The organism is Streptomyces roseoviridis (assembly GCF_039535235.1).
In the GTDB taxonomy this organism is placed as follows: domain Bacteria; phylum Actinomycetota; class Actinomycetes; order Streptomycetales; family Streptomycetaceae; genus Streptomyces; species Streptomyces roseoviridis.
Genome location: NZ_BAAAWU010000001.1, coordinates 4,856,136 through 4,877,522 on the forward strand (window position 1 = coordinate 4,856,136; position 21,387 = coordinate 4,877,522).

Sequence of the window (21,387 nt, forward strand, 5' to 3'; positions counted from 1 at the left end):
GGTGATCGCCCGAACGGCGGGGAGCGGTCGCGCGCAAGAGCGGGCGCACTTCCGAGGGACCGTCCTCGGGAGTGCGCCCGCTCTGGATGCTGCCGGCCGGCGAGGGCCTGGGGACGCCGGCCGGCGGTCTCAGTGGGCGAACCGCGCGATCGGGTTCACCAGGTCGCCGACCAGTTGGAGCGCCGCCGACGGGTCGGCCAGGTCGACCATCTGGCGGTTGTTGCGCAGCTGGAGCCGGTTGAGCGCCGACAGGGCGAAGGTCTCCGTGAACATGTCGTACTGCGCGAAGCGGTCCGCCAGCTCCGGCTTGGAGTCCTGGTAGTCCTTCACGCACTCGGCGACCGTCCCCCAGAACTCGTCCTCGCCGACGACGCCCTCGGCGGCCAGGGTCGCGCCCAGGAAGCGGAGGAAGCAGTCGAAGACGTCCGTGAAGACGGACAGCAGCTTCATGTCCTCGGGGACCTCGGCGCGGATCCGCTCCACCGCGGGCGGGAGCACCGCGTCGGGGTCCATGACGCAGATCTCCTCGGCGATGTCCTTGAAGATCGCGCGGGCGACGGCGCCCCGCTCGTCGAGGACGAGGATCACGTTCTCGCCGTGCGGCATGTAGACCAGGTCGTACGCGTAGAAGCAGTGCAGCACCGGCAGCAGGTAGGCGTCCAGGTAGCCGCGCAGCCACTCGGCCGGGGCGAGGCCCGACTCCTTGATCAGGGCGCCGGCGAAGGACGCACCCGCGTGGTCGACGTGCAGCAGCGAGGCCATGGTCGCGAGCCGCTCGCCCTCGGCGAGGGACGCGACCGGCGACTCGCGCCACAGGGCGGCCAGCATCTTGCGGTAGGGGGAGTAGCGGTCGGTGGCGGCCTCGTACTCCAGGTGCCGGTAGCCGACCGCCGCCCGCTCGCGGATGATCGAGAAGCGGGCCGCCTTCAGGACGGAGTCGGCCTCGATCAGCCCCGCCAGCCAGTCGTTGATGGCCGGCGTGGCCTCCATGTAGGCGGCGGACAGGCCCCGCATGAAGCCCATGTTGAGGACGGACAGGGCCGTCTTCACGTAGTGCTTGGCGGGGTCGGAGGTGTTGAAGAAGGTACGGATGGACTGCTGCGCCAGGTAGGCGTCGTCGCCCTCGCCCAGGTAGACGAGCCGCTGCTGGGCGACCTCGGCGGCGAAGGTGACGGACAGCTTGTTCCACCACTGCCAGGGGTGGACCGGCACCAGCAGGTAGTCGGCGAGGTCCAGGCCCCGCTCGGCGAGGGTGGCGGCGAAGCCGTCGACGGCCTTGTCGCCGAGCTCGGCGCGGATGAACGCCTCGTACTCGATGCCGGCACCGGCGGTGAAGGTGGTGCGGTCGCGGTGCGCGGCCAGCCACACCAGGTGGATCGGGGCGGCCGCCTCGGGGGCGTAGGCGCGGTACTCGTCGACGCCGAAGCCGAGCCGGCCGTTGTTGGCGACGAAGCAGGGGTGGCCCTCGGTCATCCCGGTCTCGATCGCCTGGAAGCCGGACCGGGCCAGTTCGGCGGCGGTGACGCGCGGCTTGGTCGCCTTGTACGCGGTGCCGGCGAGGGTGGAGGAGATCTCCTCCAGGTAGACCGGCAGGATCTCGTCGCTCAGGCCGAGCGAGCCGCGCAGCTCGGTGATGAACTGCAGGGCGTCGAGCGGGAGCTGCTCGTCGCCGCGGTGGCGGCTGATGGACTCCGGGTAGACCTGCCAGTGGTCGAGGGCGAACCGGTCGGCGGTGAAGCGGTACTCGGTGCGGCCGTCGTCGCTGAGGACCCGGTAGCGGCTGTCGCCGAGCTCCTGCGGGTCGAGCAGGCGCTCGTGGGTGAACTCGGCGAGGCCCTTGCGGATCAGGGCGCGGTTGGCGTCGGCCCAGCGCTCGGGGGTGAGGTGGGCGACGGGGTCGGTGAAGGTGCTCACGCGGCGACTCCCACGGCGGCCTCGAACTGGGCGCGGGTGCAGAAGCTCAGCAGGGCCTTCTTCTCCGGCTTCTGGATCTCGCGGTCGGGCACGAAGCCGACGGCCTCGTTGAGCGCGTGGACGGCGGTGTTGCGGACGTCCGGCTCGACGACCACGCGCGCGGTGGCCGGGTCGGCGAACAGCTCGGCCATGACGGCGGTGATCACCCGGCGGGTGAAGCCGTGCACCGGGGTGTCGGTGGGGGCGACGAGGAAGTGCATGCCGACGTCGCCGGGCTGCGCCTCGTAGAGCCCGACGAGCTCGACCTTCGCGGGGTCGTAGCGCTCCATGAGGAAGGCGGGCTCGCCGTCCACGCTGCCTATGAAGGCGTCGTGGTGCGGGTTGGCGGCGATCGCCATGTACTCGCGCTCGACGTCCTGGAGCTTGAAGCCCTGCATCATCCAGAAGGCGGCCTTGGGGTCGGTGACCCAGGGGTGGATCAGTTCCGCGTCCTTCAGGGGGTCGAGGGGGCGGATGCTGATGTCGTGGACGGTCATACGGCGAACTCCTGGAACGCGATGGTCTTCTCGACGGGGTAGTACTCGCGACCCAGCATCTCTCCGATGATGTAGGCGTTCCGGTACGGGCCCATGCCCAGGTCGGGCGAGGTGATCGAGTGGGTGTGGACGCCGGCGTTCTGCAGGAAGACCCCGCGGCCGGTGGTGTCCACCGAGTAGTTGCGGGCCACGTCGAAGCGGCCCTGGGAGTCCCAGCGGAGCCGGTCGCGGACCGGCTCCAGGAAGGCGGGGACGCTGTACTTGTAGCCGGTGGCGAGGATCAGGCCGTCGGTCTCCAGCTCGAAGTCCTTCTCCTGCTCCTCCTGGCGGAAGCCCAGCGTGTACGTGCCGCTGGTCTCGTCGTAGGCGGCGGTGTGCAGCGCGCAGTTGGTGAGCAGGCGGGTGGGGACGGGGCCGGCCAGGTTCTTCTGGTAGAGCAGGTCGAAGATGGCGTCGATGAGCTCGCCGTCGATGCCCTTGAACAGGCCCTTCTGCTCCGTCTCCAGGCGGTAGCGGGTCCGCTCGGGGAGCGCGTGGAAGTAGTCCACGTACTCGGGGGAGGTCATCTCCAGGGTGAGCTTGGTGTACTCCAGCGGGAAGAAGCGCGGGGAGCGGGTCACCCAGTTGAGCCGGTAGCCGTGGACGTCGATCTCGCTCAGCAGATCGAAATAGATCTCGGCGGCGCTCTGGCCGCTGCCGACCAGCGTGATCGTCTTCTTCTTCTGCAGCGCCTCCTTGCTGGGGAGGTAGCGCGAGTTGTGGATGAGGTCGCCGCCGAGGTCCCGGCAGGAGTCGGGGACGTACGGCGGGGTGCCGGTGCCCAGCACGAGCTTGCGGGCCCGGAACGCCTCGCCGGCCTCGGTGGTGACCACGTACTCCTGGGCGGACTCGTCGAACGCGACGGTGGAGACGGTGGTGGAGAAGCGGATCGAGGAGAGCTTCCCGGCGGCCCAGCGGCAGTAGTCGTTGTACTCGGTCCGCAGCGGATAGAAGTTCTCGCGGATGTAGAACGAGTACAGGCGGCCCTTCTCCTTCAGGTACTGGAGGAAGGAGTAGGGGGAGGTCGGGTCGGCGAGGGTGACGAGGTCCGACATGAACGGGGTCTGGAGGTGGGCGCCCTCCAGGAACATGCCGGAGTGCCACTCGAAGTCCGGCTTGGACTCGATGAAGAGGCCGTTCAGCTCGTCGATGGGCTCGGTGAGGCAGGCGAGGCCGAGGTTGAAGGGACCGAGCCCGATGCCGATGAAGTCGTACGTGTCGGTCGTATCAGGCGTGGACAAGGTTCTCTCCCAGGTACTGCTCGGCGTGGCCGGCTATCAGATCGAGGACGGCGGCGATGTCGGCGACGGTCGTCTCGGGGTTGAGCAAGGTGAACTTGAGGTACTGCTTGCCGTCGACCTTGGTGCCGGCCACGGCGGCCTCGCCGGAGGCGAACAGGGCCTTGCGGGCGTAGAGGTTGGCGCGGTCGATGTCGGCGGGCGAGGTGACGGCCTCGGGGATGTAGCGGTAGACGAGGGTGGACAGCTGCGGCTCGACGACCACGTCGTAGCGCGGGTCGGCGGCGAGCAGTTCGAATCCGGCCCGGGCCAGGTCGCAGACCTCGTCGAAGAGCTCGCCGACGCCGTCGGCGCCCATGACGCGCAGGGTCATCCACAGCTTGAGCGCGTCGAAGCGGCGGGTGGTCTGGAGGGACTTGTCGACCTGGTTCGGAATCTGCTCGACCACCGTGCGGCGGGGGTTGAGGTAGTCCGCGTGGTACGTGGCGTGGCGCAGTGTGGAGCCGTCGCGGACCAGCACGGCCGAGGAGCTCACCGGCTGGAAGAAGGACTTGTGGTAGTCGACGGTGACGGAGTCGGCCCGCTCGATGCCGTCCAGGAGGTGGCGGCGGGTGGGCGAGGCGAGCAGGCCGCAGCCGTAGGCCGCGTCCACGTGCATCCAGGCGCCGTACTCGGCGGCCAGGGCGGCGATCTCGGGCAGCGGGTCGATGGAGCCGAAGTCGGTGGTGCCGGCGGTGGCGACGATCGCCATCGGGACCAGGCCCTCGGCGCGGCAGGTCTCCAGCTCGGCGGCGAGGAGAACGGACTGCATGCGGCGGTGGCGGTCGACCGGAATGGAGATGACGGCGTCGGCGCCGAGGCCGAGGAGGGTGGCCGACTTCTGGACGCTGAAGTGGCTGCACTCGGAGGCGAAGATCCGCAGTTTCCCGAGGTCCTTCGTGCCGGTCTCCTCGCGGGCGAGGAGCAGCGCCTGGAGGTTGGACTGGGTGCCGCCGCTGGTGAACACGCCGTCGGCGAGCGGGCCGAGGCCGATGCGGCCGGTGGTCCAGTCGATGAGCTTGCGCTCGATGAGGGTGCCGCCGGCGCTCTGGTCCCAGGTGTCCAGGGAGGAGTTGACGGCGGAGAGCACGGCCTCGCCGAGGACGGCGGGGATGACCACCGGGCAGTTGAGGTGGGCCAGGTAGCGGGGGTGGTGGAAGTAGACCGCGTCGCGGAGGTAGACGTCCTCCAGCTCGTCGAGGGCGGCGGAGGCGTCGCCGAGCGGCCGGTCGAGGTCGACGGCGTCGATGACGGGGGCGAGCTCGGCGGGGGTCACACCGGTGAACGGGCCGCGGGTGGTGGCGAGTTTCCGCGCCACGCGCTCCACACCTTCGGTGACGGAGCGTCGGTATGCCTCCGCCGTCGTGTCGTTGAGCAGGTGGGAGCGCATGTGGGGCCCTTCCGGGATGAGGGGTACGCGGGCGGGGGACCGAAACCCCGCGAGGTCAAAGTAAGGCTAGCCTAACCTAAGTTAGATGCACAACGGCCCCCCGGTCCTTGAGGACCGAGGGGCCGTGCGCCCTGTGGGGGGCGGAGATTGGCGCCCGTGCGGAGCGGCGGGAGTCAGGCTCCCGTCGGCGCGTCCGTACGCTCGTCTTCCTGGGTCTCGTCCGGGACCTCGCGCAGCGCGTCCTCGGACAGGCCCTTGCGCCAGTAGCCCACGAACGTCACCCGGCGCCGGTCGAGACCGCGCTCGCGCACGAAGTGACGGCGCAGCGCCTTCACCACGCCCGACTCGCCCGCGATCCAGACGTACGGGTCCGCGCCGGGCAGCTCCGCGGCCGCGATCGCCTCCACGGCCGACGGCGCGCCCTCCTCCCGGACCAGCCAGGTGATGGTCGCGTCGGCCTCGGTCGCCAGCTCCATGCGGTCGCCGGAGTAGGGGACTTCGAGGTAGACGTGGGCGCGGGTCTCGGCCGGCAGCCACTGAAGGATCGCGGAGGCGGCCGGCAGGGCCGTCTCGTCGCCCCAGATGAGGACCGAGTCCGCGTCCTCGGGCAGCCGGAAGCGGACGCCGGTGTTGTCGGCCACGGCCGGACCGAGCACGACCACCCGGTCGCCCGGCTTGGCGTGCTGGGCCCAGCGACAGGCGGGGCCGCCGTCCTCGTGGACCGCGAAGTCGATGTCTATCTCGGCGACCGGCTCGGTGCGCTGCTCGCGGACCGTGTACGAGCGCATCACGGCCCGCTCGTCGTGCGGCATCGCCCGGTAGGCGCCGAGGATCGCGTACATGTCCGGGTTGTCGAGCGGCGGCAGCACCGGCGCGTCCTGGCCCGGGTGCGGCAGGAAGAGGGACAGCGACTGGTCGCGGCCGCCGGCGGCGAAGCGCTTCAGGTCCTCACCGGTGAACGTGACGCGCACCAGCGACGGGCCGAGCCGCCGCGTCCGGTCGACCTGGAGCGAGAAGAACTGGAACGGGGCGGTCTCGGCGTTCGTCATGGGTCAGGACACCTTCTTGGCGTTCTCGAGGGCCTTCGCCAGGTCCTCCAGGAGCGGGGCGCACTTGGCGTACGAGTAGATCGGCTCGGTCACGCGCGGGATCACCTGGCCGGCCTTGACGGCGGGCAGCGCGGCCCAGGTCGGCTTGGCCTTCAGGGCCTCGGGCTGCAGGGCCGAGGTGCGGTTGTCGAGCATGATGACGTCGGCCTGGTACTTGTCGACGTTCTCCCAGCTCAGGCCCTCGAACCAACCGCCCTGGTCGAGCTTGGTGGGCGTGACGATGTTGACGCCCAGCTCCTTGAAGTAGAGCGTGTCGGTCGGGCGGACCGGGGTGGAGACGTAGAAGAGGTCCGGGGAGCCGGAGCCGATGAGGACCTTGATGTCCTTCTTGCCCTGGGCGGCCTTGCGCAGGCGCTCGGCGGCGGCCTCGAAGCGGGCCTTGTCCGCCTTGATCTGCGCGGTCTGCACATCGGCGCCGAGCGAGGCGGCCAGGTCGGCGTGGCGCTGGAGGACGGCCGGCATCGACTTGTCGGCCGCCCACAGGGCGACGCTCGGAGCGATCTTGAGGATCTTCTCCTTCTGCTCCGCCGGGACGTACCAGAGGTCGTTCTTCTCCCACATGTCCGTGATGAGGAGCTCGGGCTGGAGCTTGAGGTACTCCTCGATCTTGAACTCGCCCCAGACGTTGCCGATGACCTTGACCTTGGTGATGTCGAGGTCGCCCGCCTGGACGTCCGGCTTCTTGGCCTTGGTCTTCGGGTCCTCGACGTAGGTCGGGCCGAACACGCCCTTGACCTCGACGCCGAAGTCCTTCAGGGCGGCGGCCGTGCCGGTGAAGGCGACGATGTTCTTCGGGGTGGCCTTGGCCGTCACCTTCTGGCCGCGGTCGTCCGTGAACTCCCAGGGGCCGGTCTTCTCGCCGGCCTTGGTGGAGCCGCCGTCCTTGTCGCCACCCTTGGTGCCGCACGCGGCCAGCGCGGCGCCGAGCCCGAGGGCGCCGCCCGCGGCGAGCAGGCCGCGGCGGGTGAGGGAAGTGGCTCGGGCGTTGCTGGGCATGGCGAAGTCGCTTTCGGTACGTGCCGGGGTCGGCCTGGTCAAGTCGAGGGTAGGTTAGCCTAACCTCATCGGGATCAACAGGGTGGGGATGGCCGAATACGAGTGAGGCCCGCCACCCCGGGCCGGGCCCCTCCGCGCCGCCCCGGCGCGCCCGCACCCGGCCGCGCCGCCGGGCCACGGGCCGTCACTTCGTCCGCCCCTCACGCGCCTGACGGAGTGACGCCCCAGGTCGGCACGGTACGTCGGCTGGCCGCCGGGCACCCGCCCCAGCAGCGTGGACCGGATGAACAACCCCCTCACCGTCCCCGTACCGAGACCCTCCGCCGCCGACTCCCGCCGCCCGCGGACCGCAGGGTTTCAGCCGCCGCCCGCCCTCCTCTGGCCCGCCGCCCTCGCCGCCCTCTTCACCCTCCTCCAACTCGCCCTCGTCGTCCCCGGATCGGGACTCGGATGGGACGAGGCCGTCTACGTCAGCCAGGTCGGCGGCAACGCCCCGCCCGCCTTCTTCAGCGCCCCCCGCGCCCGGGGCATCACCTACCTCGTCGCCCCGGTCGCCGCCCTCACCGCCTCCACCACCGCGATCCGCGTCTACCTGGCCCTGCTGTCCGGAGCCGCCCTGTTCGGCGCCCTGTGGGCCTGGCGCCGGACCCTGCCCGCACCCGTCCTGACCGCCGCCGGCGCCCTGTTCACCGGACTGTGGATCACCCTGTTCTACGGCCCGCGCGTGATGCCCAACCTCTGGTGCGCCTTCGGCGCCCTGGCCGCCGTCGGCTGCTTCCTCACCGCCGTGACGACCCGCGCCGTGACGACCACCGGCGGGAGCGGCGAGGGCACGCGGGGCGGGACGCCCCCGAGGGTCCGCGCCGCCCTCGCCGGCCTCGGCGCCACCGTCTGCGCGGTCGCCCTCCTGCGGCCCTCCGAAGGACTCTGGCTCGCCCTGCCGCTCCTCGCGGCGGCCCTGCTCGTGCCCGCCTGGCGCCGCCGCCGGGCCGTCTTCCCGGTCCTCGTCGCCGCGCCGCTGCTCGGTGCCCTGCCGTGGATCGCCGAGGCGTACGCGCACTACGGGGGCCTCGCCGCCCGGCTGCGGCGGGCCGGCGAGATCCAGGGCTCCCTCGGCTGGTACTGGTCCGTCGACGACCACGTACGGGCCCTGGCCGGCCGGACCCTGTGCCGGCCCTGCGACGTGCCCTGGCAACACCCGGTCACCGCCCTGTGGTGGTTCGTGCTGCCGGTCGCCGTCGCCGCCGGCATCGCCGCCGCCCGCCGGGCCGGGCGGGGCGCCCCCGCCGTGCTCGCCACCGTGACCGCGCTCTCGCTCGCCGCCCCGTACCTCTTCACCGTCGGCTACGCGGCCCCCCGCTTCCTGCTGCCCGCCTACGCCCTGCTGGCGCTGCCCGCCGCCGAGGCGCTGATCGCCCTGGTCCGGAAGGTGGTCCGGGCCCGGCGGCCCGCGGCCCTCGGCCTGCTCACCGGTCTCCTGCTCGGCCATCTCGCCGTCCAGTACACCGTGCTGGCGGGGGCCGTCGCCCACAGCCGGTCCGCCCGCGCCCACTTCACGTCCATCGCCAGTGCCCTGCACGGCGCCGGCGTCCGGCCGCCGTGCCTGGTCAGCGGCAAGGAGTACGTGCCGGTCGGCTACTACACGGGCTGCACCTCGCGTGCGGTCGGCGGCCACGACGCCGCCATCACCCCGGGCGGCATCACCGCGGCCGCCCGCCGCATGCCGGTCGCCGTCCTCGTCCCGGCCGGCGCCGCCCCGCCCGCCCACGCCCGGGGCTGGCGGCCCGTGCGGCTGCCGGCGGGGCCGGGCTGGGACCGGTACGACGCGTACGTGTCACCGGGGGCTGGGCGGTGAGACGGGGCCGCGAGCTCGTGCGCCCCCTGGTCTCCGGCCTCCCGGACGGGGGCGCCGGGAAGCGCCTGGGCGTCCAGGTCCGCCCCTCCGCCGTCAGTTGGCCGCCCTGCTTGAACGCCTCAACGACACCAGCCGCTTCGAGGCGGGCCTGAAGGCGGCCCGACGCGGCTGGCTCCGACGGACGCGACGCCCACCGCGCACGGGCGGGGTGCGCAGCGGGCGCTCGCTGTGGCGCCTCCAGGGACGGTTTCCCGTTCTCTCAACCGTGATCCCTTGACCCTCCGGCGGCGGCCTCGGGAGCATCGAGCGCGGCATGGAGCCGCGAGCTCCCACCAGGCGGAGAGGGGAACCGATCGGCATGCAGGTGACCAAGCTGGTCAGCACGTGTGACCTCAAGGACTGTCCGACGATCTACGCGACCGACCGCGGGACGTTTCTTGTGCAGGGGGAGACGCCGACCGATCACGGCCTCAGGATTCCCGCACACGAGACGCTGGTCGAGATCCCCATGGACCTGCTGAAGAAGGCCGTTGCCGATGGTCTCGTCTAGGACGCTCGGCAGCCTCTTCGAATCGTTCGAGCGTGAGGCGTTCCGTCTGGAGACCCTTGACGACTACAGCCGGTCCGGGAACACGGACGCCTACGAGTTGTACCGGGCGGGAGAGCCGCAACCAGCCGGCTACAACGCCGAGTGGGTGGCCGAGCTCCGGTCCCTCACGGGCCAGGGCAAGCGCGTCTATCGCGTTCACGTTCTCGCTCGGCCGCTCACGGACTACCTGCGCTTCGAGCTGGGCTGGGGATATCGGAAGAACATGACGGGTGGGGAGGAGTTCTTCATCCTCGACGTGACCGACGCGCCGAATCCGCTGGTGGGCGTGCCGGACTTCTGGCTCTTCGATTCCACCGACACGGCAGCGATGGAATACGACGAGCACGGCGTCTTCCGAGGGGCGAAGGTGCTACCCGCGTCCGAGGCGGAGAGATTCGTCGGATTCCGCCAGACAGCCCTCGCGCACGCCGAGCCGTTCACGGACTGGTGGGCGAAGCACGGCGAGTGAACCCATCACAGCTCGGCACCGCGCTGCGGGCTCTACGTGAGGCGTCCGGAAAGGACGCCAAAGCGGTGGCCCGTAGCGCACTCATGTCTCCTTCCAAGCTGTCGAAGATCGAGCACGCCAGGCTCTTGCCAAGCGCGGCCGATGTCGAGCGCATCCTCACCGCCATCGGTGTGTCCACCGCGATCAAGGATGAGTACACCGAAGTGGCAAGAGCCGCTACCACCGAGGCGACCGCGTGGCGGCTCCTCAGGCGAGCCGGCCTCCACAAGGGGCAGTACGCGACCATGGCCCTCGAAGCTCAGATGACTTCTCTGCGCCTGTTTCAGCCGGCACTCGTCCCCGGACTTCTGCAGACGCCCGAGTACATCCGTGCTGTGCTGCGGCGCCATGAGCTGAGCGAGGAAGTGCTCGCACGTACCATCAGCGGCAGGCTGGAACGCCAAGCCGTCCTGTTCGACAGTTCCAAGACGCTTCGCTTCGTCCTGACCGAGACCGTCCTTCGTTGGAAGATCGTCTCGCCGTCGATGATGGCTGCACAACTCGATCGCATCATCTCGTTGTCGAGGCTGTCGCATGTGGACATTCGCGTAGTCCCCCTCGCGGCTCGGCGGAAGGACATTGCAAACCATGCCTTCGTCATTCGTGATGAGCGCATGGTCACCGTCGAGACGGTGCACGCCGAGATAGTCGTTACTGACCCGCGCGATGTTGCGCTTTACCTCCGCAAGTTCGATGGATTCGCGCTTCTGGCCCTTTCAGGTAACGACATGCGTGCGCTCCTGGAACACATCCGAGATGACTTCTTGAGCGAACAGGAAACGGGCTAGATCTGCTCCGCTGTCCGCAGGACCATCGATCCGTCACGAACCCAGGAGGCGGATGGCATGGCGAGATTGAGAACGGCGTCGGCATCGGGCGCTGAAGTCGGATACCTGGAGTACGGCACGTACGCCCCTGCGGGGCAGGTCTGCCCCGCGTGTCGGCAGGCCATCGGCCCGACTGAGCCCGTCCGGCGCGGCTATCGGCGCCCGGAGGACGCCGCGAATTTGGTCCCCGCCTATTGGCACGCCAACCGGTGCCCCCCGTCGGCGCCGGCCCGCGCAGGCTGCTGACCTGACGCCCCTCATCGGACGAAGCGCGGCCCGGACGTGGAGAAGACGTCCGGGCCGCGGTGCTGAACGGAGTCGACGATATGCACGACAGCGGTGGCGTGGAAGGCCGCAGTCGGACCTGTGTCTTCCAGCTGTTCGGGGTCATCTTCGGCTATGCGACCCATCACCTCGACGCACGGAGGCTGGGCGAGGTGGGGGTCGTGGGCCGCTGACTCCGGGTGTCGACTGGTCGAGACTGTGGCAGTTGGCGGCCGCCATGAACAAGGAGACGGCCGCCGAGACGGAGAAAGGGCGGTGGATCATGCTCCAGGCCCACCGGGCCTTCGTCTGCGGCGATCTCCTTGCCCGGTGGGACCGGGTGGGCTGGAAGCTGGAACCCGGAGGCCGGCGCATCGCCTTCGGAAGCTCCTATTGCAACCGGTACGAACTGTGGACCGGGAACCTGACCGTCGAAGGCACCACACCGGAGATGGTGGCGCCTACGAGCTCGATCTACTGGGCGTAGAGGGGGAGAAGGCGCTGGCCGTCCGCCGGCCTCACGGAGGCGGACGGCCAGGGCTCGTGAGTTCAGGAGTGGCCGGAATCCGGTTCAGCGGTCAGTTCGGCCCAGACCAGCTTCCCCGGGCCCTCTCGGTCGCAGACGCCCCACTTCTCCGAGAGCGTGTCCACGAGCGGAAGTCCCCATCCGCCTCCGGCATCGGGCGCGGGCAGGGCCATCAGGGGCCGATGCTCCGACGCGTCGTGCACCTCGATGCGGAGTCCGACGGGGTTCGAGACGAAGCGCGTCTCGATCTCCCGTCCCGGCACCCGGCCGTGCCGGACCGCGTTGGTCAACAACTCCGAGAGCACGAGCGACGCCGCGTCCTGGAGGTCCCGCAACCCCCAGTCGTCCAGCGCCTCGCGCAGCGCCCGCCGGGCCAGCGGGACGCTCCTCGGGCCCTGCGGCCACCGCTTGACGATCGGTTCGCGTTCGTGCGGGGTGGTGTAGGTCCGTTCCATCAGGCCGCCACCTCCACACCGTGGATCAGGCGCGGCCCCACGTCCACGCCATGAACGGCCAGCCACAGCGCCCGCCGCCTCTGCCGTTGCAAGCGGGCGCGTTCCCGTTCCTCGTGGTGGAGGAGGTAGGGGCGTACGAGTCGACAGTCCTCTCCCCGGAGGACGGGCACGCCACGAGGTGGAGGTGCCGCCCCCGTCACGGCGCGAGCGGAGTCGGCGCACCGGCGTCGGCGGCCGGTCGGCGGCAGTAACAGCCGCAACAGCAGCCCGACGAGGCGGGCGATAGGGTGACGCATGTTGACGCTCCTCTGAAGCGTTGGCCATGCCCCCGGACCGGTCGCACGGTCGCGGGGGTCTCTCTGTTTCAGCCCAGGTCGGCAGGGCCACCACGTCGTCGCGCTGCGCGATCGACGTGTGACCGTACGCACAGCATGCCTTCGCAATCCTGGAGAACGCAAGGATTGCGAAATTGCTTCGACCGTTCGACTGAGTTGAGCGCCGACGCGGTGACGGCGCACACTCGCGGGTACCACCCGGCAGAGAAGGGACCGCAGCATGCCGGACAAGCGCCCGCGCCCACCGACCGTCCGACTGCGCAGGCTCGCCGCCGAGTTGAGGAAGCTCCGTGCATTGGCAGGGCTCACCCGCGAAGACGTGACGGAGCGGACCGGGATCAACGCGGCGACGCTCTATCGCATCGAGCGTTCGCGTGCGCGGCCGCAGAAGCGCACTCTGGTGAGCCTGTTGGACCTGTATCAGGCCGACGACCGGCAGCGCGCGGACCTGTTGGCGCTCCAGAGCGGTTCGAACGATCAGGGCTGGCTGCGGCCGTACCACTCGGAGCTCCCCGAGGAGTACGCCTCGTACATCGGGTTCGAGGCCGAAGCGCGGACGGTCCGAAACTACGAGTCGCTGTTCATTCCCGGGCTCGCCCAGACCGAGCCCTACGCCCACGAGGTGATCAAGGGCGTTCTGCCGACGGCCAGTCAGAAACAGATCGAGCAACGCGTCCAGGCTCGCATGGAACGGCAGGCCGTCCTCACGAAGGACCGACCGCTACAGCTGTGGGCCATCGTGGACGAGGCCGCCCTGAGACGCAGGGTGGGCGGTCCGCAGGTCATGCGGGAACAAGTACGGCACCTGCTGCGACTCGCCTCGGAGCCGAACGTGACGTTCCAGGTGATCCCGTTCGAGAAGGGCGCGCATGCCGGAATGACGGGCAGCTTCGTGCACATGGACTTCCCGGACGCGGACGACCCGGAACTCGTCTACCTGGACACCCCCGCCGGAGACCTCTTCCTGGAGTCGGAGGCGGAGCTCCGACGCTACAAGTCGATGTTCGAGCATCTGCAGGCCGTGGCCCTCGGGCCGAACGACAGTGCGGACCTGCTGACTAGGCTTGCGGAAGGGAGAGAGTGAGAGAAGGTGCGCGGAATGCGGTACGAGCCGGCCACGCTCGCGTGGCGCAGCAGCAGTTACAGCAGTGGGAACGGGCAGTGCGTCGAGGTCTCGGACGGCGTTCCGGGCGCCGTGCCGGTGCGGGACAGCAAGACGGCCGCAGGGCCCCACCTGGTCTTCGGGGCGGACGCCTGGGCGTCGTTCGTCGGCACGCTGAAGGACCGCGGCCTGAAGTGACCAGGCCCGCCTGACGTGATGAGTCCGGCCGCGGGAGCCGGGGGCGCTGGTCCGCCCCGCTGTGGTGCCCGGCATGACGCCGTGCCCGCCTCCCACCAGCAGGTGGGCGACGGGCACGCGGGGCGACGGGACCGGCTCAGCCGCCCAGCCCCAGCTCCCGCGCGATCAGCATCCGCTGCACCTCGCTCGTGCCCTCGCCGATCTCCAGGATCTTGGAGTCGCGCCACATGCGGGCCACCGGGTACTCGTTCATGAAGCCGTAGCCGCCGTGAATCTGGGTGGCCTCGCGGGCGTTGTCGACGGCCACCGTCGAGGAGTACAGCTTCGCGATGGCCGCCTCCTTCTTGAACGGCTCGCCGAGGACCAGCCGGGAGGCCGCGTCGCGCCAGCCGATGCGGGCCATGTGGGCGCGCGTCTCCATGTCGGCGATCTTGAACTGGATGGCCTGGTTGTCGGCGATCGGACGGCCGAAGGCGTGGCGTTCCTTCGCGTACTTCACCGACTCGTCCACACAGCCCTGCGCGAGGCCCGTCGCGAGCGCCGCGATCGCGACCCGGCCCTCGTCCAGGATCCGCAGGAACTGCGCGTAGCCGCGGCCCTCCTCGCCGAGCAGGTTCTCCACCGGGACCCGCACGTCGTCGAAGGACAGCTCACGCGTGTCCGAGGCGTTCCAGCCCACCTTCGAGTACGGCGCCGCGACCGTGAAGCCGGGCGTGCCGGACGGGACGATGATCGAGGAGATCAGCGGCCTGCCGTCCGGCTTGCGGCCGGTGACCGCCGTGACCGTCACCAGGCCCGTGATGTCCGTACCGGAGTTGGTGATGAAGCACTTGGAGCCGTTGATCACCCAGTGGTCGCCGTCCCGGACGGCGGTGGTGCGGGTGCCGCCCGCGTCCGAGCCCGCGCCCGGCTCGGTCAGCCCGAACGCGCCCAGCATCTCGCCCGAGCACAGCTTCGGCAGCCAGGCGCGCTTCTGCTCCTCCGTGCCGAAGCGGTAGACCGGCATCGCGCCCAGCGAGACGCCCGCCTCCAGCGTGATGGCCACCGAGGAGTCGACCCGGGCCAGCTCCTCCAGGGCGATGCCGAGCGCCAGGTAGTCACCGCCCATGCCGCCGTACTCCTCGGGGAACGGCAGGCCGAACAGGCCCATGCGGCCCATCTCGGCGACGATCTCGTACGGGAACTCGTGCCGCTCGTAGTAGTCGCCGATCTTCGGCGCCACGACGTCGTGGGCGAACTCCTCGACGGTGCGGCGGAGTTCCTCGTGCTCTTCGGAGAGCCGGTGGTCGAGGGACATGGGTTTCGTCACTCCTTGTGGGAGAGGGCGCGGACGGTACGGGAAGGGCTGGGCCTGCCCAGGTGTTCGGCCATCCACGCGCTCGTGGCGGTGAGCTTGGCCAGGTCGACCCCGGTCTCGATGCCGAGACCGTCGAGCATCCACACGAGGTCCTCGGTGGCGAGATTGCCGGTCGCGCTCTTGGCGTACGGGCAGCCGCCGAGGCCGCCCGCCGACGCGTCGACCGTGGTGACGCCGTGCCGCAGCGCGGCGAGCGTGTTGGCGAGGGCCTGCCCGTAGGTGTCGTGGAAGTGCACGGCGATACGGGAGGTGGGCACGCCGGCCTCGTTCAGGGCCGTGAGCAGCGCCTGGACGTGGCCGGGCGTGGCGACGCCGATCGTGTCGCCGAGGCTGAGCTCGTCGCAGCCCATGTCGGCGAGCGCCTTGGTGACGCGGACGACCTGCTCGATCGGGACGGCGCCTTCCCAGGGGTCGCCGAAGCACATCGACAGGTAGCCGCGGACCTTGAGACCGGCCTCTATGGCGCGGGTGACGGTCGGCGCGAACATCGCGAGCGCCTCGTCGACCGTCCGGTTGAGGTTCGCCTTGGCGAAGGACTCCGTGGCGGAGGCGAAGACGGCGACCTCCCGGGCGCCGAGGGCGAGGGCCCGGTCGAGCCCCCGCTCGTTGGGCACGAGCACCGGAAGCCGCACGGGCAGGTCCCGGACCTGCGGGAACAGCTCCTCGGCGTCGGCCAGTTGGGGCACCCACTTCGGGTGCACGAAGCTGGTCGCCTCGATCGTGGACAGGCCCGCGTCGGCGAGCCGCCGGACGAACTCCGCCTTCACCTCGGTCGGGACGGCCGTCTTCTCGTTCTGCAGCCCGTCCCGGGCCCCGACCTCGTGGATCCGGACCCGGGCGGGCAGCGCCGGGTCGGCCACGGTCATCGGCAGACCGGTGCTCATGCGTCCTCCTCGTCGCGGGGCGTCACCACGGCCAGGACCTGGTCCATGGCGACGGTCGTGCCGGGCGTGACGTCCAGCTCGGTGACGGTGCCGGCGTGCGGGGCGGAGATGACGTGTTCCATCTTCATCGCCTCGACCACCAGCAGGCTCTGTCCGGCCTCGACCTCGTCCCCGACCGCGACCTTGACGACCGTGACGGTCCCGGGCATCGGCGCGGCGAGCGTGTCGGCCCCGCCGTGCCGGGCGCCGGAGAGCGCGGCGGCGACCGGGTCGTGGTCCAGGACGTGCCAGGAGTCGCCGTCCCGGCCCACCCAGTCGGCGGCCCGGTGGAAGTGGTGCGTGACCCCGTCGACGGTCACGGTGACGGACCGCTCCGTCACCCGCGCGCCCGGGGGAGCGGACCGGGTGACGGGTTCCAGTCCCGGTACGCGCAGCGGGAACGCCGGCGGGGTGGGTGCGCCGCCGAGGCGCCACCCGCTCGGCACCGAGAACGGGTCGGTCCAGCCGCCGCGGGGGGCCGGGGCCAGGTCCGCGAGCCGTACGGCCGCCGCCGCCGCGTACACCTCCTCCGGCACGCCGGAGACGGCCAGGCTCTCCGCGTCCCGCTCCACGAGCCCCGTGTCCAGGTCGCCGGAGACGACGTCCGGATGGGCGAGCAGACGGCGCAGGAAGCCCGCGTTGGTCGGGACGCCGAGGGTGACCAGCTCCCCGAGGGCCGCGCGGAGCTTGCGCAGGGCGGTGGGGCGGTCGGGCGCGTGGACGATGACCTTCGACAGCATCGGGTCGTAGAGGGACGAGACCTCCGTGCCCTCCGAGAGGCCCGAGTCGGTCCGTACGCCCTCGCCCCGCGGCTCGCGCAGCGCGAGCACCGTGCCGCCGGACGGCAGGAAGCCGCGCGCCGGGTCCTCCGCGCAGATGCGGGCCTCGATCGCCCAGCCGTCCAGCCGGACGTCCTCCTGGGTGAAGGACAGCGGCTCGCCGGCCGCGACCCGCAGCTGCCACTCCACCAGGTCCAGGCCCGTGATCAGCTCGGTGACCGGGTGCTCGACCTGGAGGCGGGTGTTCATCTCCATGAAGTAGTACGAGGACGGGTCGCCGCCCGGGACGATGAACTCGACCGTGCCCGCGCCGACATAGCCGCACGAGCGCGCCGCCTCGACCGCCGCCGCGCCCATCGCGGCGCGGATCTCCGCGTCCAGCAGGACGCTCGGCGCCTCCTCGATGATCTTCTGGTGGCGGCGCTGGAGCGAGCACTCGCGCTCGCCGAGGTGCACCACGTTGCCGTGTGCGTCGGCGAGGACCTGGATCTCGATGTGCCGGGGGCGGTCGATCCACCGCTCCACGAGCAGGGTGTCGTCGCCGAAGGAGGAGCGGGCCTCGCGCCGGGCCGCGGCGATCTCGTCCGTCAGGACGGAGAGGTCCCGCACCAGGCGCATGCCCTTGCCGCCGCCGCCCGCCGAGGGCTTGAGCAGCACCGGGGCGCCCAGCTCCTTCGCCGCCGCCTCCAGTTCCGGATCGGCGGCGCCCGGGACGACCGGGACGCCGGCCGCCTTGACGGTCTCCTTCGCCCGGATCTTGTCGCCCATCAGGGAGATCGCCTCGGCGGACGGACCGATGAAGACGAGGCCGGCGTCCGCGCAGGCCCGGGCGAAGCCCGCGTTCTCGGCGAGGAAGCCGTAGCCGGGGTGCACGGCCTGCGCGCCGGTGCGGGCGGCCGCCTCCAGCAGGGCGGGCACGGAGAGGTACGACTCGGAGGCCGGCGCGGGCCCGATCCGTACGGCCGTGTCCGCCTCCCGCACGTGGCGGGCGTCGGCGTCGGCGTCGCTGTACACGGCCACCGAGCGCACGCCCAGCTCCCGCAGCGTGCGGATGACGCGGACGGCGATCTCGCCCCGGTTGGCCACGAGGACGGTGTCGAACATGTGCTGCGTCTGAGACTGCATCGTCGGGGAGTCCCTCACATCCGGAAGACGCCGAACTGGGGGTCACCCAGGGGCGCGTTGGCACAGGCGGTCAGGGCCAGACCGAGGACCTGCCGGGTGTCCAGCGGGTCGATCACGCCGTCGTCCCACAGCCGGGCGGTCGCGTAGTAGGCGCTGCCCTGCGTCTCGTACTGCTCGCGGATCGGGGCCTTGAAGGCCTCTTCCTCCTCGGCGCTCCACGCGTCGCCGAGCTGGTCGCGCTTGACGGTGGCGAGGACGGAGGCGGCCTGCTCGCCACCCATCACCGAGATCTTGGCGTTGGGCCACATCCACAGGAAGCGCGGCGAGTAGGCCCGGCCGCACATCGAGTAGTTGCCGGCGCCGAAGGAGCCGCCGACGACGACCGTCAGCTTCGGCACGCGCGTGGTGGCCACCGCCGTCACCATCTTGGCGCCGTGCTTGGCGATGCCGCCGTGCTCGTACGCCTTGCCGACCATGAAGCCGGTGATGTTCTGCAGGAAGACCAGCGGGATGCCGCGCTGGTCGCACAGCTCGATGAAGTGCGCGCCCTTCTGGGCCGACTCGGCGAACAGGATGCCGTTGTTGGCGACGATGCCGACCGGGTGGCCGTGGATCCGGGCGAAGCCGGTGACCAGCGTCTGCCCGTACTCGGCCTTGAACTCCTGGAAGCGCGAGCCGTCCACCACGCGGGCGATGACCTCGCGCACGTCGTAGGGGGTGCGGGAGTCCACCGGGACGGCGCCGTACAGCCCGTACGGGTCGACCTTCGGCTCCTCGACGGGCTCCACCGACCACGGCAGCGGGCCGCGCTCGGGCAGGGTCGCGACGATGTTCCGCACGATGCGCAGGGCGTGGGCGTCGTCTTCCGCGAGGTGGTCGGTGACGCCGGAGATCCGGGAGTGGACCTCGCCGCCGCCGAGCTCCTCCGCCGTCACGACCTCGCCGGTCGCCGCCTTCACCAGCGGCGGGCCGCCCAGGAAGATCGTGCCCTGTCCCCGGACGATCACGGCCTCGTCGCTCATCGCCGGAACGTAGGCGCCGCCCGCCGTGCAGGAGCCGAGGACCGCCGCGATCTGCGGGATGCCGGCGCCCGACATCCGGGCCTGGTTGTAGAAGATCCGGCCGAAGTGCTCCCGGTCGGGGAACACCTCGTCCTGCATCGGCAGGAAGGCGCCGCCCGAGTCGACCAGGTACAGGCAGGGGAGACGATTCTCCAGTGCCACCTCCTGGGCCCGCAGGTGCTTCTTGACCGTCATCGGGTAGTACGTGCCGCCCTTGACCGTGGCGTCGTTCGCGACGATCACGCACTCGCGTCCGCCGACCCGGCCGATGCCCGCGATCACGCCGGCCGCCGGGGCCTGGTCGCCGTACATGCCGTGCGCCGCGAGCGGGGCCAGCTCCAGGAACGGCGAACCGGGGTCGAGCAGCGTGTCCACGCGGTCGCGCGGCAGCAGCTTGCCGCGCGCGGTGTGCCGGGCGCGGGCCTTCTCCCCACCGCCGAGGGCGGCCTCGGCGAGCTTGGCGCGCAGGGTCGCCGCCAGCTCGTGATGGGCCGCCTCATTGGCCTGCCAGGCCGCGGACGCGGGGTCCGCCGCGCTCGTCAGCACAGGTGCCTGCTGCATCCCTCGAGCTCCCTTGCTCGGTTAATGAGCGTTAACGCATGTCGTATGCCGCTCAGGTTAACGACCGCTAACCGGGTTGTCTAGAATCGAATCCATGACCACCACTCCCACCCCGACCGGCCGCACCGACGCCCCGACGCGACGCGAGCAGATCCTCAAGGAGGCCGCCCGCCTGTTCGCCGAGCGCGGCTTCCACGGGGTGGGCGTGGACGAGATAGGAGCCGCCGTCGGCATCAGCGGCCCCGGGCTCTACCGCCACTTCCCCGGCAAGGACGCCATGCTCGCCGAGCTGCTCGTCGGCATCAGCGAACGGCTCCTCGACGGCGGCCGGCTGCGCGTCGCCGAGTCGGACGGGGACCCGCGCGCCCTGCTCGGCTCCCTCATCGACGGCCACATCGACTTCGCCCTCGACGACCGGCCCCTGATCACCCTCCACGACCGCGAGCTCGACCGCCTCAAGGACGAGGACCGCAAGCGGGTCCGGCAGCTCCAGCGCCAGTACGTCGAACTGTGGGTCGCCGTCGTCCGCGAGCTGTACCCCGACGCCGGGGAACCCCAGGTCCGCGCCGCCGTCCACGCCGTCTTCGGCCTCCTCAACTCCACCCCCCACCTGGGCGCCCCCCTCGGCCGCCCCGGACTGGAGGACCTCCTGCGCGACCTCGCCCACGGCGCGCTCGGAGCCCTGGGCGCCGTCCGGGCCTGACACCGGCGCCGGCCCCGGGGCGCCGCCGGCGGCCCGCCCCGCCGGCGGAGGGAAACGGCGTACGGGCCGGGGCGGGCGCCCGGCAGAATGGGGGCATGCCGATACTCAGCCGCGCCGCACTCGTCGAGCACCTGCTCCGGACCCGTATCGCCGGGGACGTCGCCACGCCCCGCGACAACAACCTCAGCCACTACCGGAAGCTCGCCAACGGCGACCGGCACTACTGGCTCGGCCTGGAGTTCGGCGACCGGTGGAACGACGAGCAGGACGTGCTCGCCGTGATGGCCGAGCGCTGCGGAGTCGTCGACGACCCCGCCCACCGCACCGGACAGGACACCATCGACCCCGAGCTGACCGTCGACGCCCTCGACCGCATGGCCGCCCGGCTGCGCAAGGCCGCCGCCGGCAAGGAGCGCGTGCTCTTCGCGACCGGCCACCCCGGCGCCCTGATCGACGCGCACAGCAGGGTCGCGGCCGCGCTGCGGACCAAGGGCTGCGAGATCGTCCGCATCCCCGGCGGGCTCACCGCCGACGAGGGGTACGTGGTGCAGTTCGCCGACGTCGCCGTGTTCGAGCGGGGGGCCACCCTGTGGCACACCCACTCCCCGGAGCCCATGAACGCGATCCTGGACGCCCTGCGGTCCCTCGGCGAACCCGCGCCGGACCTCGTCGTCGCCGACCACGGCTGGGCCGGGCGCGCCGCCCAGCGCGGCATCGACTCCGTCGGCTACGCCGACTGCAACGACCCCGCGCTGTTCCTCGCGGAGGCCGAGGGCACCATGCAGGTCACCGTCCCGCTCGACGACCACGTCCTGGACCCGCGCTCCTACGAGCCGCTGACGGCGTACCTGCTGGACGCGGCGGGCCTGCTGGACTGAGCCAGGCGCAGGCCCAGGCCCAGGCCCAGGCGCCGATCCCGGCCCAGGCCCCCGCCCCGGCTTCAGCGCCCCTTCCGCCG

General features: G+C 71.2%; 20 protein-coding genes. 9 read left to right on the top strand and 11 right to left on the bottom strand.

Going from position 1 to position 21,387, the window contains the following annotated elements; all coding sequences use genetic code 11:
- Positions 1-129: 129 nt before the first annotated feature.
- The 6 genes from ABD954_RS22040 to ABD954_RS22065 form a co-directional block, all read right to left on the bottom strand.
- The gene (locus ABD954_RS22040; protein WP_345488112.1) at positions 130-1,914 is read right to left on the bottom strand and encodes an IucA/IucC family protein; all 1,785 of its coding nucleotides are present in this window, start codon (positions 1,912-1,914) and stop codon (positions 130-132) included.
- The gene (locus ABD954_RS22045) at positions 1,911-2,450 is read right to left on the bottom strand and encodes a GNAT family N-acetyltransferase (protein WP_345488114.1); all 540 of its coding nucleotides are present in this window, start codon (positions 2,448-2,450) and stop codon (positions 1,911-1,913) included. Before ABD954_RS22045 ends, ABD954_RS22040 begins: the two co-directional genes overlap by 4 nt.
- A complete protein-coding gene (locus tag ABD954_RS22050; RefSeq protein WP_345488116.1) occupies positions 2,447-3,730 on the bottom strand; it encodes a lysine N(6)-hydroxylase/L-ornithine N(5)-oxygenase family protein in 1,284 nt (427 codons plus the stop codon). Before ABD954_RS22050 ends, ABD954_RS22045 begins: the two co-directional genes overlap by 4 nt.
- Complete coding sequence (locus tag ABD954_RS22055) at positions 3,717-5,156, bottom strand: pyridoxal phosphate-dependent decarboxylase family protein (protein ID WP_345488118.1); 1,440 nt, start codon at positions 5,154-5,156, stop codon at positions 3,717-3,719. The genes ABD954_RS22050 and ABD954_RS22055 overlap by 14 nt, the downstream gene beginning before the upstream one ends.
- Positions 5,157-5,329: 173 nt before the next feature.
- Positions 5,330-6,205: a siderophore-interacting protein gene (locus ABD954_RS22060; protein WP_345488120.1), complete on the bottom strand. Its 876-nt coding sequence runs from the start codon at positions 6,203-6,205 to the stop codon at positions 5,330-5,332.
- Positions 6,206-6,208: 3 nt separating this feature from the next.
- The gene (locus tag ABD954_RS22065; protein WP_345488121.1) at positions 6,209-7,261 is read right to left on the bottom strand and encodes an ABC transporter substrate-binding protein; all 1,053 of its coding nucleotides are present in this window, start codon (positions 7,259-7,261) and stop codon (positions 6,209-6,211) included.
- A 283-nt stretch (positions 7,262-7,544) separates the two neighbouring features.
- Between ABD954_RS22065 and ABD954_RS22070 the strand changes: the two genes are divergently transcribed.
- From ABD954_RS22070 to ABD954_RS22090, 5 genes are all read left to right on the top strand, one after another.
- Positions 7,545-9,116 (top strand): hypothetical protein, encoded by a 1,572-nt coding sequence (locus ABD954_RS22070; RefSeq protein WP_345488122.1) that lies wholly within the window; start codon positions 7,545-7,547, stop codon positions 9,114-9,116.
- Between the two features lie 358 nt (positions 9,117-9,474).
- Positions 9,475-9,666 (top strand): hypothetical protein, encoded by a 192-nt coding sequence (locus ABD954_RS22075; protein WP_345488123.1) that lies wholly within the window; start codon positions 9,475-9,477, stop codon positions 9,664-9,666.
- Positions 9,653-10,174, top strand: coding sequence for a DUF6879 family protein (locus ABD954_RS22080; RefSeq protein ID WP_345488124.1), 522 nt, complete (start codon positions 9,653-9,655; stop codon positions 10,172-10,174). Before ABD954_RS22075 ends, ABD954_RS22080 begins: the two co-directional genes overlap by 14 nt.
- Positions 10,171-11,001, top strand: a complete 831-nt coding sequence (locus ABD954_RS22085) for a helix-turn-helix domain-containing protein (RefSeq protein WP_345488125.1) — start codon at positions 10,171-10,173, stop codon at positions 10,999-11,001. Before ABD954_RS22080 ends, ABD954_RS22085 begins: the two co-directional genes overlap by 4 nt.
- A gap of 541 nt (positions 11,002-11,542) precedes the next feature.
- Positions 11,543-11,791, top strand: a complete 249-nt coding sequence (locus tag ABD954_RS22090) for a hypothetical protein (protein ID WP_345488126.1) — start codon at positions 11,543-11,545, stop codon at positions 11,789-11,791.
- A gap of 62 nt (positions 11,792-11,853) precedes the next feature.
- Here the strand turns inward: ABD954_RS22090 and ABD954_RS22095 are convergent, their stop codons facing one another.
- The gene (locus tag ABD954_RS22095; RefSeq protein WP_345488127.1) at positions 11,854-12,285 is read right to left on the bottom strand and encodes an ATP-binding protein; all 432 of its coding nucleotides are present in this window, start codon (positions 12,283-12,285) and stop codon (positions 11,854-11,856) included.
- A gap of 555 nt (positions 12,286-12,840) precedes the next feature.
- Between ABD954_RS22095 and ABD954_RS22100 the strand changes: the two genes are divergently transcribed.
- Together ABD954_RS22100 and ABD954_RS22105 are read left to right on the top strand one after the other, a co-directional pair.
- Positions 12,841-13,704, top strand: a complete 864-nt coding sequence (locus ABD954_RS22100) for a helix-turn-helix domain-containing protein (RefSeq protein WP_345488128.1) — start codon at positions 12,841-12,843, stop codon at positions 13,702-13,704.
- A 15-nt stretch (positions 13,705-13,719) separates the two neighbouring features.
- Positions 13,720-13,920: a DUF397 domain-containing protein gene (locus tag ABD954_RS22105; protein ID WP_345488129.1), complete on the top strand. Its 201-nt coding sequence runs from the start codon at positions 13,720-13,722 to the stop codon at positions 13,918-13,920.
- A 136-nt stretch (positions 13,921-14,056) separates the two neighbouring features.
- On the opposite strand, the gene ABD954_RS22110 is transcribed toward ABD954_RS22105, so the two are convergent.
- The 4 genes from ABD954_RS22110 to ABD954_RS22125 are packed head-to-tail and all read right to left on the bottom strand — an operon-like array spanning position 14,057 to position 19,726.
- Positions 14,057-15,217, bottom strand: a complete 1,161-nt coding sequence (locus ABD954_RS22110; RefSeq protein ID WP_345488130.1) for an acyl-CoA dehydrogenase family protein — start codon at positions 15,215-15,217, stop codon at positions 14,057-14,059.
- Positions 15,218-15,225: 8 nt separating this feature from the next.
- Positions 15,226-16,161, bottom strand: a complete 936-nt coding sequence (locus ABD954_RS22115) for a hydroxymethylglutaryl-CoA lyase (protein ID WP_345488131.1) — start codon at positions 16,159-16,161, stop codon at positions 15,226-15,228.
- The gene (locus ABD954_RS22120) at positions 16,158-18,083 is read right to left on the bottom strand and encodes an ATP-binding protein (RefSeq protein ID WP_345492383.1); all 1,926 of its coding nucleotides are present in this window, start codon (positions 18,081-18,083) and stop codon (positions 16,158-16,160) included. Before ABD954_RS22120 ends, ABD954_RS22115 begins: the two co-directional genes overlap by 4 nt.
- A gap of 35 nt (positions 18,084-18,118) precedes the next feature.
- Positions 18,119-19,726 carry a carboxyl transferase domain-containing protein gene (locus ABD954_RS22125; RefSeq protein ID WP_345488132.1) on the bottom strand — a complete coding sequence of 536 codons (1,608 nt, stop codon included), beginning with the start codon at positions 19,724-19,726 and terminating at the stop codon, positions 18,119-18,121.
- Positions 19,727-19,820: 94 nt separating this feature from the next.
- On the opposite strand from ABD954_RS22125, the gene ABD954_RS22130 reads away from it, so the two are divergent.
- Both ABD954_RS22130 and ABD954_RS22135 read left to right on the top strand, forming a co-directional pair.
- Positions 19,821-20,429: an SACE_7040 family transcriptional regulator gene (locus tag ABD954_RS22130; protein WP_345488133.1), complete on the top strand. Its 609-nt coding sequence runs from the start codon at positions 19,821-19,823 to the stop codon at positions 20,427-20,429.
- Positions 20,430-20,524: 95 nt separating this feature from the next.
- Positions 20,525-21,307: a phosphatase gene (locus tag ABD954_RS22135; RefSeq protein ID WP_345488134.1), complete on the top strand. Its 783-nt coding sequence runs from the start codon at positions 20,525-20,527 to the stop codon at positions 21,305-21,307.
- Positions 21,308-21,387: the final 80 nt, after the last annotated feature.